Origin of the sequence: Parvularcula dongshanensis (assembly GCF_014199615.1) — a bacterium.
GTDB classification, from domain to species: Bacteria; Pseudomonadota; Alphaproteobacteria; order Caulobacterales; family Parvularculaceae; genus Parvularcula; species Parvularcula dongshanensis.
Map to the genome: position 1 here is coordinate 626748 of NZ_JACHOB010000001.1, position 15254 is coordinate 642001.

Sequence of the window (15254 nt, forward strand, 5' to 3'; positions counted from 1 at the left end):
TCTAGTGGATCGTCAGAGGCAACCACCAACTTCCGGTTGAAGGTTGGCGGAGGCTACGAATTCGAGGGCAGGGTCAGCGGCAGGCCTTGCTCGCGCGGTCGAGGGCGGCGGAGACGCCGAGCAGGCTGAAGCTGTACTCGGTCGCGGTGCCGCGCTCGGACATGGCGGAGAGGCGCATGTCGGTGCCCCGCCGCATGGCGGCGACGAGGCGGCGTTCCTCGTCCGAGGCCTCGACGAAGCCCTCGTTTCCGGAGGGGAAGAGGTCCCAGCGGTCCGAGCCGATGCGGATCTGCGGATCGGGCGATTCCCGCAAGGGGTAGCCCGCCATGAAGCTCGGTTGTTCGGATGCGGCGCCCGAGGCCCAGCTCGCGACCATGACGTAGACGTCGCCGTGCCTGACGGAACTCGGCTCCTTCTCCTTGGGGGTCGTCACCGCGTAGCAGATCTTATCGTCGCCGACCTCGTTCACGTAGACGAACCAGTCGCGATAGGTCGCGATCTGCTCCGGTGTGGCCGATGCGCCTTGCGGGAGAGCGACGCTCAGCGCCGTCGACAGAGCGATCGTCAGGCTTCTTCCGGCGCGGCGCATGGCATCTCCTTCTTGATCCTCGGCACTTATGACAGAGCCTCCCGAATGCGGGAAGCGGCGGCTCGCTGACCGTCCCGTCACGTGTGCTCCTGGGGCCGTTCAGGTGGTCTGCGCCCGTATCGCGCCCGCGGCGACGAAGGGACAGATCGCCAGCGCCTGCAAGGAGAAGGCGCCGAGCAGGAGGAGCGGGGCGCCTGGCGCCTCGCCCGCGGCCGCAGGGCCGAAGACGAGGCAGGGGACGAAGAGCGGCAGCGCGAGGAAGACGAGGAGGCCCGTGCCGCGGCGGACGCCCGCGCAGAGCGCGCCGATCGTACCCGCGAGGAGCGCGAGCGCCGGCGTGCCGAGGAGCAGGCCGAGCGCGCCCGCGGCGCCCTGCATCGGTGTGGCCCCGAAGGCGAAGAGGAGGACCGGGGAGACCAGGACCAGGGGCAAGCAGGCCGAAACCCATCCCGCCGCCATCTTGACCAGCATCGAGACCGGCAGGGGCAGGGAGGAAAGGCGGAGGAGGTCGAGCCCTCCCGCGCGCACGTCCTCCTCGTGCTGGCCATCGAGGCCGAGAAGAAGCGAGAGGCTCGCCGTCAGCCAGAGGAGGCCCGGCCCCGCAGCCCGCAGGAGCGCCTCGTCCCGCCCGAGGCCGAGCGGCGCCAGCGCGCAGGCGAGGACGAAGAGACCGAGGCTCGCCGCCCAGCCGCCGCCGCGCAGGCGGAGGCGCAACTCCCGCAGGAACAAGGACCGGGTCACGCGGCGGCCAGCCTGAGCGTACGGGCGTGAGGGGGGGAGTCGCCTTCATGGGTCGCCATCACGGCGAGGCCACCGCGCGCCCTGTGGGCCTGCACGGTCCGCCAGAGGAGGTCCCGGCCCTCATCGTCGAGGCCCGAGAGCGGCTCGTCGAGGAGCCAGAGCGCCCGAGGGCTGAGGAGCAGCCTCGCGAGGCCCAAGCGCCGCCGCTGGCCGGTGGAAAGGCGCCCGACAGCCGTTTGCGCCGCCGAAACGAGGCCGACGCGGGCGAGCACGTCGCCCGCGTCGGCCCGGTACAGACCGGCCCAGAAGGAGACGGTCTCCTGAGCAGAGAGGCGGTCCGCGAGCCCCTCGCCGGGAGCGAGAAGGTGGACGTCGCAAGCGCGGACTTCGCTCGGGTCGGCGGCGCCGCCCGCGCGCGCGAAGCCGATCCTTCCGTCGCAGCGCGCGAGGCCCGCGACCGCGCGCAGGACCGAGGTCTTGCCCGAGCCGTTGGGTCCGCGAAGCAGAAGCGCCTCTCCGGGGCCGAGGGTGAAGGTGATGCCCTCCGCCACGACCCGCCCCGCCCGCAGGGGCGCGACGTCGTCGCAGGTCAAGGAGAGGTCGTAGGTCAAGGCAGGGGCGTCGGGCGGCTCGGGGGCGGTGATAGGGAAGCCGGGGCGGGCGGCCAACCGCCCTCCTACCCGCCGGCGCGCAGTCACGCCCGCGCGTGACCCGCCTTGCCGCGTTGCACCCTCGCTGCCCCTCCCGCATAAGGCGCGGGAGAGAAGACCATTCCTACCGTCGGAGCGCATTTATGACCCCGGGACACGACAGCCTGAAGACCAAACGGACGCTGGAGGCGGGGGGCAAGAGCTACGCCTATTACAGCCTGAAGGCGGCGAAGGACGCCGTCGGCGACGTCTCCAAGCTGCCGGTCTCGCTGAAGTACCTGCTCGAGAACCTGCTGCGCTACGAGGACGGCCGTTCGGTCGACACCTCGATGATTGAGGCCTTCGGCACCTGGCTCAAGAACAAGGGCAAGAACCCCGTCGAGATCGCCTACCGCCCGGCGCGCGTCCTGATGCAGGACTTCACGGGCGTTCCGGCCGTGGTCGACCTCGCCGCGATGCGCGACGCGATGGCCGCGCTCGGCCAGGACCCGAAGAAGATCAACCCGCTGGCCCCCGTGGACCTCGTCATCGACCACTCGGTCATGGTCGACTACTTCGGCACGCCCCAGGCCTTCGAGCGCAACGTCGAGCGCGAGTACGAGCGCAACAAGGAGCGCTACCAGTTCCTCAAATGGGGCCAGGGCGCCTTCGACAACTTCCGCGTCGTCCCCCCGGGGACCGGCATCTGCCACCAGGTGAACCTCGAATATCTGGGTCAGACCGTCTGGACCGCCGAGAGCGGCGGCGAGACCTTCGCCTATCCCGACACGCTGGTCGGCACGGACAGCCACACGACCATGGTCAACGGCCTCGCGATCCTCGGCTGGGGCGTCGGCGGGATCGAGGCGGAGGCGGCCATGCTCGGCCAGCCGGTCTCGATGCTGATCCCGGAAGTCGTCGGCTTCAAGATCGACGGCCGGATGCCGGAGGGTGCGACCGCGACCGACCTCGTCCTCACCGTCACGCAGATGCTTCGCGAGAAGGGCGTCGTCGGCAAGTTCGTCGAGTTCTACGGCCCGGGCGTCGCCAACATGACGCTCGAGGACCGCGCGACGATCGGCAACATGTCGCCTGAGTTCGGCTCGACCTGCGCCTTCTTCCCGATCGATGAGGAGACGCTGCGCTACCTCCGCGCGACGGGCCGCGAGGAGGAGCGCGTGCAGCTCGTCGAGGCCTATGCCCGCGAGCAGGGCCTGTGGCGCTACGACCAACCCGAGAACACGGTCGAGCCGGTCTTCACCGACACGCTGCACCTCGACCTTAGCACGGTCGTCCCCTCGATCGCCGGGCCGAAGCGGCCGCAGGACCGGATCGAGCTGGCCCATGCGCCCGGCGGTTTCGACCTCGCGCTCGACAAGGAGTACGGAAAGCTCGACGAGAAGGGTAAGCAGGTCCCCGTCGCGGGCGCCGACTACACGCTCGGTCACGGCGACGTCGTGATCGCGGCGATCACGTCGTGCACGAACACGTCGAACCCCTCGATCCTGATGGCGGCGGGCCTCGTCGCGAGGAAGGCGCGGGCGCTCGGCCTCAAGAGCCAGCCTTGGGTGAAGACCTCGCTCGCGCCGGGCAGCCAGGTCGTGACCGACTACCTCGAGAAGTCGGGCCTCCAAGACGATTTGGATGCGATGGGCTTCAACCTCGTCGGCTATGGCTGCACGACCTGCATCGGCAACTCCGGGCCGCTGCCCGATCCGATCCACGACGCGATCGAACAGAACGACCTCGCCGTCGCCTCGGTCCTGTCCGGCAACCGGAACTTCGAAGGCCGGATCAGCCAGGACGTGCGCGCGAACTTCCTCGCCTCCCCGCCGCTCGTCGTCGCCTACGCGATCGCGGGCTCGATGGACGTCAACCTGACCAAGGACCCGATCGCGCAGACCCCGGACGGCAAGGACGTCTACCTCAAGGACATCTGGCCCACCTCTCACGAGATCGCCGAGATGGTCCGCGCGAACGTGACGCCCGAGATGTTCGCCGAGCGCTACGCCGAGGTCTTCAAGGGCGACGAGCGCTGGCAGGGCATCGAGACGTCCGGCGGCGAGACCTACGCCTGGCCGTCCTCGACCTACATCGCGAACCCACCCTACTTCCACGAGATGGACGCGCGGCCGGCCGACCCCGAGCCGATCGAAGGCGCGCGGGTCCTCGCGCTCCTCGGCGACATGATCACGACCGACCACATCTCGCCCGCCGGCGCGATCAAGGAGGACAGCCCGGCGGGCGCCTACCTCGAGAGCCATCAGGTCGAGCCACGGGAGTTCAACTCCTACGGCTCGCGCCGGGGCAACCACGAAGTGATGATGCGGGGGACGTTCGCGAACATCCGTATCAAGAACCTCATGGTGCCGGGCACGGAGGGCGGCCTGACCAAGTACGTGCCGACCGACACGGTGATGCCGATCTACGACGCGGCGATGAAGTACCGCTCGGACGGCACGCCGCTCGTCGTCTTCGGCGGCGAGCTCTACGGCTCGGGCTCCTCGCGCGACTGGGCGGCGAAGGGGACGATCCTCCTCGGCGTGAAGGCCGTGATCGCCAACAGCTTCGAGCGCATTCACCGCTCGAACCTGATCGGCATGGGCGTTCTGCCGCTCGAGTTCTGCGAGGGCGACAGCTGGAAGTCGCTCGGCCTCGACGGGACGGAGCAGGTGACGATCCACGGGGTCGAAAGCCTCGTGCCCGGACAGAACATGAAGGTGACGATCACGGGGGCGGACGGCGCCTCCCAGGACGTCACCGTCAAGGCACGGATCGATACGCAGGACGAGCTCGACTACTTCCGCAATGGCGGGATCCTGCAATACGTCATCCGCAAGCTCGCGGCGTAAGAGCAGGAGGCTGACGGTTCTGTTCGGCCTCCTCGCAACTCTCCTCCTCGCAGGCTCGAGCGCGCCCGAGCCTGCGGCGGCGGCGCACGAACCGGACTACGCCGACGAGGCGAACTGGCTCTGCAGGCCAGGGCGGAACGACGCCTGCCATACCGACCTCGACGTCACGGAGGTGAAGGCGGACGGCACGCTGACGGTCCGGCCCTTCGCGCCGGCCGACGACCCCGCGCTCGACTGCTTCTACGTCTACCCTACGATCTCCGCCGACGACGCGCCCAACAGCGACATGGTCGCGGGCGAGGGCGAAGCGCGCATGGCGGCGCAGCAGTTCGCTCGCTTCGCCCAGGCCTGCCGCCTCTACGCGCCGATCTACAGGCAGGTGACGCTTCGTTCCTTGCGGGCGGGCCTCATGGGCAGGCCGGGGGGCAGCACGGAACTCGCCTATCAGGACGTACGCGCCGCGTTCGAGGCCTACCTAGAGAACGACAATCGCGGTCGGCCCTTCGTCCTCTTCGGGCACAGCCAGGGAACGGCGATGTTGACCCGACTGATCCAGGAGGACGTCGAAGGCACGCCGCTTCAAGAGCGCATGCTCTCCGCGATCCTCCTCGGTTACAACGTCCTCGTGCCGAAGAACGGCGTCATGGGGGGCAGCTTCCACAGCGTTCCCTTATGCACCGCGGCGGACGAGACGGGCTGCGTGGTGACCTACGTTTCGTTTCCCGCGAGCACCCCGCCCCCACCGGGCGCGGTCTTCGCCTATGCCGGCACGCCCGGCCTGACCGTCGCCTGCGTGAACCCGGCTTCGCTCCTGGGGCGCACGACGCTCGGCGCGATCATTCCGAAGAATGGCGGCGGCGTCGCGGCGCGCCCGCCTGCGCCTTGGGTCGCGGCCGGCGACGAGATCGCAACGCCTTTCGTCAGCGTGCCGGGCCTGTTGCGGGGCGACTGCGCGGGAGAAGGCGACAGCGGCTACCTCACCGTGACGACGCTCGCCGATCCGGGCGACCCCCGCTCGGACGACATCGGGGGAGAGGTACTGGTCTTCAACCGGCCGCTGACCGGCTGGGGCCTTCACCTTCTCGACGTGAACCTCACGCAGGCGGATCTCATCGCGCTGGTGAACCGGCAAGCCGCCGCCTACGCGGCACGGCGCGGGGAGGGGGACTGAGCGCACGGGCGCAAGGGGAGTTCGTGCCGTGCTAACCGAACCCTAACGCCTGCAACCTAAGGTCGCCTTCCCAACCCGGAGGCGACCCATGCTGCCCTTTCCCCTCGTCAGCTTCGACGAGCAGCGGCTCGAAGTCCTGCAGCGCTACCGGCTATTGGCGCCGACCTCCGCGCCGAACGCTGAGGGGCTCGCCCTTCTCGCCAGGCGAGCGCTGGGGGTCGAGTACGTTTACGCGGCGGTGACGGAGCGTCACAGGCGCCGCTTCGCCTGCCATGCGGGCGTGCCGGACAGCTGGCTCGATGTGACCGCCTCGTTCTGCGCCCGTGCCAACCTCGCGCAGCGGCCCTTCGTGCTCGAGGACGTGCGCGTACAGACCGAGATCGCCGACCACCCCGCCGTGTCCGGACCGCCCGGCATCAGGTTCTTCGCCGGTGCGCCCATGTTCGGCTCGAGCGGCGAGCGGCTCGGCACCTTCTGCGTCTTCTCGCCCCGGCCCCAGACGCTGGGCGCGGAGCGGCACGTCCTGCTGGCGCAGTTCGCAGGGCACGCGGCCGAAACGCTGAGCCTTCGCAGCGCCGCGTCCTACGCCGTGCGCGACCTCGTCGAGGCGGAGCGGGTGAAGCGAGCGTACTACGACCTCGCCATGACGGATGCGCTGACCGGCGCCCTCAACCGCCGCGCCTTCTTCGAGGTCGCGCAGCGGGCGCTTACGCGCTGCAGGCGGCACGACCGCCCCTTCGCCGTTGTCATGGTCGACATCGACCACTTCAAGCGCGTGAACAACGAGCACGGCAACGCGATGGGCGATGCGGTCCTCGCCGCCCTCAGCGACTGCCTTCGCCGTGCGGTACGGGCGGAGGACGCGCTCGGCCGCCTGGGCGGAGAGGCGTTCGCTCTCATCCTGCCCGAGACGGACCGCGAGGAGGCCGCCCGGACCGCGGACCGCCTGCGCCGGCTCGTCCGCGTCCTGCCCGTCGGCGAGAACGAGAAGGCCTTCTTCGTGAGTGCGAGCTTCGGCCTCGCCATGGCCGGTCCGGGCGAAGAGCGGATCGAAGACGTGCTCACGGGTGCGGACCGCGCGCTCTACGAGGCGAAGGCGGCGGGCCGGGACCGGGTCGCCCTCCACGCTGCCTAGCTGCGCGTGCGCCCTAGCGGGACCGGCCTTGCGCCCCTAACTGCCCGGTCATGGCAAGACCCGTCACCGTTACCATCTCTCATGAGCACTCGAAGGAGGAGGCGCGACGCCGCCTCGACGAGGGCATCGGCAAGCTCACCTCGCAGTTCGGCAGCCTCGCCAAGGTCAAGCATGACTGGCGCGGCGACACGCTCGACTTCAAGGTCCGTGCGATGATGCAGAGCGTGAACGGCAACATCGACGTCTTCGACGACTACGTCCGGATCACGGTCGTCCTGCCGGACCTCCTCGCCGGCATGGCCGAGAAGGTGACGAACAACATCCAGAAGCAGGGTCAGATCCTGCTCGAGAAGAAGTAGCGCTTCAGCCCGCTTCCCTGTGCGCCTCGGCGAGGTAGTCGCGCGACTGCATCTCGTGCAGGCGGCTCGCCGTGCGGGCGAACTCGAAGCTGCCGTCGCCGGCGGGGTAGAGGTCGTCCGGGGCCGCAGCGGCCGAGACGATCAGCTTGCAGCGGTGCTCGTAAAGCGAGTCGATCAGCGTGACGAAGCGCTTGGCCTCGTTTCGGCTCTCAGGACCCATGACCGGCACGCCTTCGAGGAGGACCGCCGGGAAGGTTCGCGCCATCTCGAGGTAGTCGGAGGGGCCGAGCGCCGCGCCGCACAGCGCGTCGAAGCTCTCCCTCATCGCTCCGCGCGCCGCCGTGACGGGCACGTCGCGGCCGTCCACCCGCAGCGTCTGCCTTCCTTGCGCCGCGCCCGCCGTCAGATCGTGCCAGGCCTCGTCCATCGCCGCGTCGGCCTCGGGTCCGAGCGGGCAGTGATAGACCGGCGAGCGTTCGAGGCGACCCAGGCGGTAGTCCCGCGCCGCCTCGACGTGGAGCACGCGGGCATGGGCTTTCAGCTCGTCGATGAAGGGCAGGAAGAGCGGCCGGTTCAGCCCGTCGAGGTAGAGGTCCTCCGGTACTCGGTTCGAGGTCGCAACGATCACCGCGCCCCTGTTCCAGAGCTCGCCGAACAGGCGCGACAGGATCATCGCGTCGGCGACGTCCGTGACCTGGAACTCGTCGAAGCAGAGGAGGCGGGCCTTGAGGAAGAGCGCCTTCGCCGCGTGCGGAATCGGATCGTCGAGCGACGCCCGGCGCGCGCGGGCGGGGTGGGCGCGGCGGTCCTTGTCCTCCATCGCCCGCCAGCGCGCGATGAAGCGCTGCGCTTCGCCCATGAAGGCGTGAAAGTGGACGCGGCGCTTCTCGTCGTCGGGAACGGGCGCCGTCTCGAAGAAGAGGTCCATGAGCAGGCTCTTGCCCGCCCCGACCCCACCCCAGAGGTAGAGCCCGAGGGGCGGCTCGCCCGCGAGGAAGGAGAAACGCGGCGGCTCGTATGACGACAGCGCGTCGTGGACGGTCTGGAGCGCTTCGGCCGCCTCGGCCTGCGCCGGGTCGGGCTGAAGCTTTCCTTGATCGAGAAGCGCCCGGTAGCGGGCGAGGGGGCCTGACATGCGGGCCCCGCTAGCAACGCTCGCGCCCGCCGCCTAGCAGGCAAGGATGAGCCTCGCCGTCCGCCCCGAAGACATCGACGCCGCCGCCGACCGCATCGCGGGTCACGTCGCCCGCACGCCCCTCCTGCGCTGCCCCCGCCTCGATGAGCGCGTCGGCGGGACGGTTCTCCTGAAGGCGGAGTGCCTTCAGGTCACGGGCAGCTTCAAGCTGCGCGGCGCGACCAACGCGATCCGAAGCCTGCCCGAGGGGACGAAGGGCGTCGTCGCCTACTCCTCCGGGAACCATGCCCAGGCGGTCGCGCTCGCCGCGACCAGGGCTGGCTATCCTTCCGTCATCGTCATGCCGGCGGACGCGCCGCGCGCGAAGCGGGACCGCACCGCCGCCTACGGCGCCGAGGTGATCCTCTACGATCGGCTGAAGGAGAGCAGGGAGGCGATCGGCGAGGCGATCTCGGAGGAACGCGGCTTCGCCCTCGTGCCGCCCTTCGACTTCGGCCCCACCATCGCAGGCCAGGGGACGGTCGGACTCGAGGCCGCCGCGCAGGCCCAGGCGATGGGCTTCGCGCCGGACCAAGCCCTCGTCTGCTGCTCAGGAGGCGGGCTCGCCGCCGGAACAGGCCTCGCTCTCAAGCGGGCCTTCCCGGACTCCGCGCTCGTCACGGTCGAACCCCAGGGCTTCGACGACACCGCGCGGAGCCTTGCGAGCGGCGAGCGGTGCACGAACGATCCCGGCGCCCGTTCGATCTGCGACGCGCTCCTCGTCAACGGGCCGGGCGCGCTGACCCTGCCGATCCTGCGGAGCCTCGATGCTTCTGGGGTCGCCGTCGCGGACGACGAGGCGGTCGGCGCGGTACGCTACGCGGCCGAGGAGCTGCGCGTCGTCCTAGAGCCCGGCGGCGCGGTCGCGCTCGCTGCCGTGCTGTGCGGACGCGTAGAGACGAAGGGCAAGGTGACCATCGTCGTCCTGTCCGGCGGGAACACGGACATGGAGACCTTCGCCGCCGCGATGCGGCAGGGTCAGTAACGAACTTCCGCGACCGGACCCGAGGAGACGCCGAGGGCGCGGTAGAGGGCGACCGCCGAAAGAGCCAGCTCGGCCTCGGAGTTCACGAAGGCCTCCCGGCTGGAGATCAACTGGCGCTGAGCGTCGAGCACCTCGATCAGGCTCGCCAGACCCTCCGTGTAGAGCGCCTGAAGCTGAGAGAAGGCCTGCTCGCTGGCGTCCACCGCGATGGCGAGGTCGGCGCGGCGGTCCTCTGCGCTGCGGATCGAGACGAGGGCGGTCTCGACTTCCCTCAGCGCCGAGAGGAGCGTGCGTTCGTAGGTCAGAAGCGTCGCTTGCGCGCGCGCCTCGGCCGCCCGCACCTCGGCTCGCCTGCGGCCGAAGTCGAAGAGCGGCACGTCGATGACGGCACTGAGGCTCGCCACCGTCTGCCGCGCGAGCGCGCCGGGCGTCTCGATGTCGGCGGTGATCCGGCCCGGCAGGCTTAAGGACGGGTAGAGGTCGGAGACCTCCGCGCCGACGAGCGCGGTGGCGCGCACCAGGTCCGCCTCCGCCGCGCGCAGGTCCGGGCGGCGGCGCAGCAGCTCCGCCGGCACGCCGGCGTCCGGACCGTCCGCATAGATCGGCACGGGCCCGCCTTCGAGGGGCACGACGAGCTCTCCCGTCGGCTGGCGTCCGGTCAGGACGGCGAGCGCGTTGTCCGCGTCCGCGCGGGCGGTGACGAGGGGGCCGCGCTGCGCCCGCGTCTGAGCGAGGTCGGCGAGCGCGCGCTGCACGTCGAGGTCGGCCGCGAGGCCCGCCTCGGCGCGTAGCCGGACGATCTCGAGCGTGCGGTTCTGAAGATCGAGTGAGGTCTCCAAGAGGGCGAGCCGGGCGTCGATCCGGCGCAGCTCGAGATAGGTCGAAGCGACGCTGGAGGCGGTCAGCCGTCTGAGGTCGGCGCGGTCGAACTCGGTCGCGGCGAGAAGAGCGCGTGCGGCCTCGAGCTCGCGCCGCCGTCCGCCGAAGAGGTCGGGTACGAAGCTCATGGCGAGGCCGCCCGCCGCGCTCTCCTGCGTGCCGCCGTCTCCTTCGAGGTCGGTGCTGATCGTGCCGTCGGCGAAGCCGTCGATGGTGGGAAGGAGGTCGGAGCGTTCCGCCCGGACGAGCGCCGCCGCCTCGGCGAGCCGGGCCTGCGCGATCCTGACGTCGAGATTGTCGCGCAGGGCGTCCTGGATCAGCCCGTCCAAGGTCTCGTCGCCGAAGCCCAGCCACCAATCGCGCTCCTCGCCGTCGAAGGGGGCGGGCGTCGCGAAGGCGCGCGGCGTCTCGAGCTCGGGCGGCGTCGTGTCCGGCCCGACGACGCAGGCGGACAGGCTCGCCGCCAGAAGGATCGAAAGGCTACGCTTCACTCCGCAGGCGACCCTTCCGCCTCGGCGAGCTCGCGTGCGAGGAGGACGCCGCCCTCGCGCGGTGGGGCGCTGAGCCTCGCGACGCCGAGGTAGATGACCGGGGTCAGGAACAGGGTGAAGATGCCGGCGATTCCGAGGCCGCCGAAGACGACCCAGCCGATCGAAGCGCGCGACTCGGCGCCTGCGCCCGTCGCGACGATGAGGGGGACCGCGCCGAGCACGGTCGAGATCAGCGTCATCACGATGGGCCGCAGGCGGATCGACGCGGCCTCGGCGACGGCCTCGCGCACGCTGCGCCCCTGGCTTCGAAGCTGATCGGCGAACTCGACCACGAGGATGCCGTTCTTCGCCATCAGCCCAATCAGCATGACGAGGCCGATCTGCGAGAAGATGTTCAGCGAGGTGCCCGTGACGAAGAGGGAGAAGACGGCGGCGGCGAGGCCGAAGGGCACGGTGAGGAGGACGACGAGGGCGGAGGTGAGGCTTTCGAACTGAGCGATCAGCACGAGGAGCACGATGACGAAGGCGAAGCCGTAGGTGATGAGGAGGTCGTGGTTCGCCTCGGCGAGGCTCGCGGCGGAGCCCTGCATCAGCATGCTGATGCCGTCGGGCAGGACCTCGTCGCCGAGGCGCTCCATCTCGCTGACGGCCTCTTCGAGGGGAACGTCGGGGGCAATGTCGGCTTCGAGCTCGATGGCGCGGCGCTGCTCCGTCCGGTCGAGCTGCGCGGCGACGCCTTCCTCGACGAGGCTCGTCATGGCGGAGAGCGGTACGAGGCCTTCGTTCTCGGTACGGACGTAGAGGTTTCGGAGGTCGGACGGGTCCGTCACCGCGCCGGTCTCGGCCCTCAGGAAGACGGGGATCGACTGGTCGCCGACGTTGAGGTCCACGACGTCCTCGCCGCCGACCATGGCACGCAGGGTGGCAGACAGCTCGTCGAGCGAGACGCCGAGGTCGGCGGCACGCTGGCGGTCGATACGGATCGAGAGCTGCGGCTGGGTGGGCTGGTAGGAGAGCTCGGCGTTCGACAAGATCTCGGACCGCGTGTCGATCGCGTCGGCAAGCGCACGGGCCGCCTCGTAGATCTCGGTATAGTCCGAACCCGTCAGCGCGACCTCCATCCCGCCGCGCCCGCCGCCGACGTCGAGGCTGCTGCGGCCGAAGACGCTGACGCGGGCGCCGGGGATCGCGTTCATCGGCTCGCGCAGCTTCTCGATCAGCGCCTGCTGCGTGACGTCCCTGTCCTCCCAGGGCGCGAGGGGCGCGGTGATAGAGGTCCGGTTGGGGTCCCAGCGGCCGACGATGGTGAAGAGGGAGGTGATGGTCCCGTCCTCGACGTAAGGGCGCAGGATGGCTTCGATCTGGTCCGTCTGCCGGTCCATGTAGTCGAGGCCGACGCCGTCTGGACCGGTCGCGAAGACGAAGACCGTGCCCCGGTCCTCCTCCGGCACGAGCTCCTGCTGGAGGCTGCCGTAGAGAAGGGCGGCGAGGACCGCGGCGGCGACGAAGCCGCCGACCGTCATCCAGGCGTGACGCAGGCAGACGCCGAGGACCCGGTCGTAGCCCGCCTGGGCTCTCGCCCCGAACCGTCCGAGCCAGGACGGGATCGCGCCGCTCGACACGTCGAGGCGCGAGGCGAGGGCGGGGACGAGCGTCAGCGCCACGAAGGAGGAGATGATGACGGCGAAGGCGAGGACGAAGCCGAACTCGCGGAAGAGGCGCCCCGCCTCGGAGGGAAGGAAGGAGATCGGCACGAAGACCGAGACGAGGACGGCCGTCGTCGCGACGACCGCGAAGAAGACCTCCTTGGTGCCGAGGACGGCGGCGGCGCGGGCGCCGAGGCCCTCCTGCCTGCGCCGCTGGACGTTCTCGAGCACGACGATGGCGTCGTCGACGATGAGGCCCGTCGCGAGGACGAGGGCGAGCAGGGTGAGGAGGTTCACGGAGAACCCGAGGAGGTAGATGCCCGCCAGCGTGCCGACGAGGGCGACCGGGATCGCGGTCGAGGGGATGAGGGTCGCCCGCCAGGAGAAGAAGAAGAGGAAGATGGTGGCGACCACCACCACGACGGTGATGCCGAGGCTGGTCACGACCTCCCGGACCGAGTCGCGGATGAAGATCGAGTCGTCCTGCGTGATGGTGATGTCGAGGTCGTCGAAGCGGGCGTTGAGCCGCTCGACGACCGCCTTGACCGAGTCCGCGATCTCGATCGTGTTGCTGCTCGCCTGCCGGACGACGCCGAGGCCGATGACGGGCTGACCGTCGAGGCGGACGAAGTCGGTGGCGTCGGCCGGGGAGAAGTAGGCTTCGGCGACGTCCCCGACGCGGGTCGTGCCGCGCACGACCACCGCCTTGATCAGCTCCGGCGTCGCGGCCGTCGCCTCCGCGCGGACCAGGAGCTGCTGGTCCGAGGACAAGAAGCTGCCGACGGGCACGTCGTAGGGCGCTTGGCGCAGCGCCTCGGAGACGTCCGACACGGTGAGCCCGAAGCGGCTCAGGCGGAGCGGGTCGAGAACCACGCGAAGCTGCCGTTCCCTCGCGCCGAACTGCCCGACGCTGGCGACGCCGGGGGTCGCCAGGATCTCGGGGACGATGTCGTTGTCGATGATCCGGGTCAGGTCTTCTTCGCCGTAGACGCGCGAGGTGACGGCGAGCTGGATGATCGGATCCGCGTCGTCGTCGGCCTTACTGATCGTCAGCTGTTCGACGCGGTCGGGAAGCTGGCGCGCAACGCGGGAGACGGCTTCGCGCACGTCGTTGGCGGCGGTGTCGAGATCGGTGCCCGGCGAGAACTCGACCCGCACCCGGCCGGAGTTCTCTTCGGACGCGGAGCTGATCTCCCGCACGCCCTGAACGCGGGCGGCGGCGCCCTCGAGGATGCTCGTCACCTCGGCGTCGATCGTCTCGGGCGCGGCGCCCGGATAGGTCGCGCGGACGCCGACGATCGGACGGTCGACGTCGGGCAGCTCTCGCACCTCGACGCCGAAGAGCGCGGCCAGGCCGCCGATCACGATGAGAAGGTTGAGGACGGCGATCAGCCAGGGCCGCTTGACGGCGGCGGCCGGAAGGCCGCCCCCCGCCCCGTCCCCGGTCAGCTTCACAAGCTGCCCGCAGAGGAAGCGCCGCCGGCCGTCCCCTGGTGAATGGTGTCGGGCGGCGGCGTCTCGGTCCACGGCGCACCCGACGCCTCGACGGGGCTGCCCTGACGGACCTTCTGTACGCCCTCGGCGACGATCAGGGAGCCTTCGGGCAGGTCGGCATCGACCAGCACGCTTCCGGCGCGGCGCGAAACGATGGCGACCGGCTTGCGGACCGCCCTGCCGTTCTCGACCGCCCAAAGGTAGGCGCCGTCGCCGCCCCACACGATCGCCGCCTCGGGAATGGAGGGGTAGGAGCGGCCCGGCACCTTGAAGCTGACCGCGAAGCTCATGCCGGGACGAAGCGCGTCGTCCTCGTTCTCGATGGCGGCGCGGGCGGTGACGCTCCGCGTCGTGCTGTCGATGCGGCTGTCGATGCCGACGATCGACGCCTCGCGCGCGCGGCCGCCCTCGCTGAAGGCGCGGACCTCGACGGTGTCGCCGGGCTCGAGCCGGCCGAAGACCTCCTCTGGGACGGGAAAGTCGACGTAGAGGGTGCTTCGGTCGTCGATCTGCGCGATGTCGGTCTCCGGCGTGATCCTCGCGCCGGGATCGACCTCTGCGAGGCCGACATGGCCGTCGAAGGGCGCGCGGACGGTGCGGCGGTAGAGGGCGAGTTCGGCCTGCTCCAGGCGCAGCCCGGCGGCCTCGAGCGCGGTCTGCGCCTCGTCGATCGAGCTGCCGGAGACGGCGCCCGTCCCTTCGATCCGCCGGTAGCGTTCGAGGAGCTGCTTCGCCTCGGCGTTGGCGACGCGGGCGAGCTTGGCCTCGAGGACTTCTTCCTCGTCGTTGAGCTTGAGGAGAGGTTGCTTCGCCTTCACCTCGTCGCCGGTTTCGAACAGGACCTCGTCGACCTCGCCGCCGACTTCTGCGCGGACCATGGCGGTCGCGCGGGCGCGGGCGGTGCCGACGGCCTCGACGCGTCGTTCGTCCTCGGCGTGCCGGACCCGCTCGGCGAGGACCTGGACGGTCGCCTCCGCCCGACCGGCGTCGGGGCCGCCCTCGGGGGGGGCGGCCTGCTCTCCGCCGCAAGCCGCGAGCAGGAGCAGGACGAAGGGAAGAGCGCGAGAAGGCATCGAAAGGTCAGATAGCCCTGAGAGGGTTAAGGGCTA

Annotated in this window: 12 protein-coding genes; 5 read left to right on the forward strand and 7 right to left on the reverse strand. The window is 70.4% G+C overall.

Features of this window, described 5'->3' with window-relative positions:
• Positions 1-73: 73 nt before the first annotated feature.
• The 3 genes from GGQ59_RS02955 to ccmA all read right to left on the reverse strand — a co-directional run bounded on the left by GGQ59_RS02955 (position 74) and on the right by ccmA (position 1998).
• Positions 74-589 (reverse strand): invasion associated locus B family protein, encoded by a 516-nt coding sequence (locus GGQ59_RS02955; RefSeq protein WP_183815681.1) that lies wholly within the window; start codon positions 587-589, stop codon positions 74-76.
• 99 nt (positions 590-688) lie between these two features.
• The gene (locus GGQ59_RS02960; RefSeq protein WP_183815683.1) at positions 689-1330 is read right to left on the reverse strand and encodes a heme exporter protein CcmB; all 642 of its coding nucleotides are present in this window, start codon (positions 1328-1330) and stop codon (positions 689-691) included.
• Positions 1327-1998, reverse strand: a complete 672-nt coding sequence (gene ccmA / locus GGQ59_RS02965; protein WP_183815685.1) for a heme ABC exporter ATP-binding protein CcmA — start codon at positions 1996-1998, stop codon at positions 1327-1329. Before ccmA ends, GGQ59_RS02960 begins: the two co-directional genes overlap by 4 nt.
• Before the next feature lie 125 nt (positions 1999-2123).
• On the opposite strand from ccmA, the gene acnA reads away from it, so the two are divergent.
• The 4 genes from acnA (at position 2124) to GGQ59_RS02985 (ending at position 7476) form a co-directional block, all read left to right on the forward strand.
• Positions 2124-4811: an aconitate hydratase AcnA gene (gene acnA / locus GGQ59_RS02970; protein WP_183815687.1), complete on the forward strand. Its 2688-nt coding sequence runs from the start codon at positions 2124-2126 to the stop codon at positions 4809-4811.
• Positions 4768-5982, forward strand: coding sequence for a DUF3089 domain-containing protein (locus GGQ59_RS02975; RefSeq protein ID WP_183815689.1), 1215 nt, complete (start codon positions 4768-4770; stop codon positions 5980-5982). The genes acnA and GGQ59_RS02975 overlap by 44 nt, the downstream gene beginning before the upstream one ends.
• Before the next feature lie 88 nt (positions 5983-6070).
• A complete protein-coding gene (locus tag GGQ59_RS02980; RefSeq protein ID WP_183815691.1) occupies positions 6071-7117 on the forward strand; it encodes a GGDEF domain-containing protein in 1047 nt (348 codons plus the stop codon).
• Positions 7118-7167: 50 nt separating this feature from the next.
• A complete protein-coding gene (locus GGQ59_RS02985; RefSeq protein ID WP_183815693.1) occupies positions 7168-7476 on the forward strand; it encodes a polyhydroxyalkanoic acid system family protein in 309 nt (102 codons plus the stop codon).
• 4 nt (positions 7477-7480) lie between these two features.
• Here GGQ59_RS02985 and zapE read toward each other — a convergent pair whose 3' ends face one another.
• Positions 7481-8611, reverse strand: coding sequence for a cell division protein ZapE (zapE, locus tag GGQ59_RS02990; RefSeq protein ID WP_183815695.1), 1131 nt, complete (start codon positions 8609-8611; stop codon positions 7481-7483).
• A 46-nt stretch (positions 8612-8657) separates the two neighbouring features.
• On the opposite strand from zapE, the gene GGQ59_RS02995 reads away from it, so the two are divergent.
• Complete coding sequence (locus tag GGQ59_RS02995) at positions 8658-9635, forward strand: threonine ammonia-lyase (protein ID WP_183815696.1); 978 nt, start codon at positions 8658-8660, stop codon at positions 9633-9635.
• Here GGQ59_RS02995 and GGQ59_RS03000 read toward each other — a convergent pair.
• From GGQ59_RS03000 to GGQ59_RS03010, 3 genes are read right to left on the reverse strand one after another with little or no spacing between them, the layout of a single operon-like run.
• Positions 9629-11005, reverse strand: a complete 1377-nt coding sequence (locus tag GGQ59_RS03000) for an efflux transporter outer membrane subunit (protein ID WP_221400844.1) — start codon at positions 11003-11005, stop codon at positions 9629-9631. The genes GGQ59_RS02995 and GGQ59_RS03000 overlap by 7 nt on opposite strands.
• Positions 11002-14106, reverse strand: coding sequence for an efflux RND transporter permease subunit (locus GGQ59_RS03005; RefSeq protein WP_343074233.1), 3105 nt, complete (start codon positions 14104-14106; stop codon positions 11002-11004). The genes GGQ59_RS03000 and GGQ59_RS03005 overlap by 4 nt, the downstream gene beginning before the upstream one ends.
• Complete coding sequence (locus GGQ59_RS03010; RefSeq protein WP_183815697.1) at positions 14103-15218, reverse strand: efflux RND transporter periplasmic adaptor subunit; 1116 nt, start codon at positions 15216-15218, stop codon at positions 14103-14105. The genes GGQ59_RS03005 and GGQ59_RS03010 overlap by 4 nt, the downstream gene beginning before the upstream one ends.
• Between the last annotated feature and the right edge of the window lie 36 nt (positions 15219-15254).

Excerpts from the sequence above, each read along its gene's own strand:
- GGQ59_RS02955 (WP_183815681.1), bottom strand. The coding sequence starts at position 589 with ATGCGCCGCGCCGGAAGAAGCCTGACGATCGCTCTGTCGACGGCGCTG.
- acnA (WP_183815687.1), top strand. The coding sequence starts at position 2,124 with ATGACCCCGGGACACGACAGCCTGAAGACCAAACGGACGCTGGAGGCG.
- GGQ59_RS02975 (WP_183815689.1), top strand. The coding sequence starts at position 4,768 with ATGGCGGGATCCTGCAATACGTCATCCGCAAGCTCGCGGCGTAAGAGC.
- GGQ59_RS02980 (WP_183815691.1), top strand. The coding sequence starts at position 6,071 with ATGCTGCCCTTTCCCCTCGTCAGCTTCGACGAGCAGCGGCTCGAAGTC.
- GGQ59_RS02985 (WP_183815693.1), top strand. The coding sequence starts at position 7,168 with ATGGCAAGACCCGTCACCGTTACCATCTCTCATGAGCACTCGAAGGAG.
- zapE (WP_183815695.1), bottom strand. The coding sequence starts at position 8,611 with ATGTCAGGCCCCCTCGCCCGCTACCGGGCGCTTCTCGATCAAGGAAAG.
- GGQ59_RS02995 (WP_183815696.1), top strand. The coding sequence starts at position 8,658 with ATGAGCCTCGCCGTCCGCCCCGAAGACATCGACGCCGCCGCCGACCGC.
- GGQ59_RS03010 (WP_183815697.1), bottom strand. The coding sequence starts at position 15,218 with ATGCCTTCTCGCGCTCTTCCCTTCGTCCTGCTCCTGCTCGCGGCTTGC.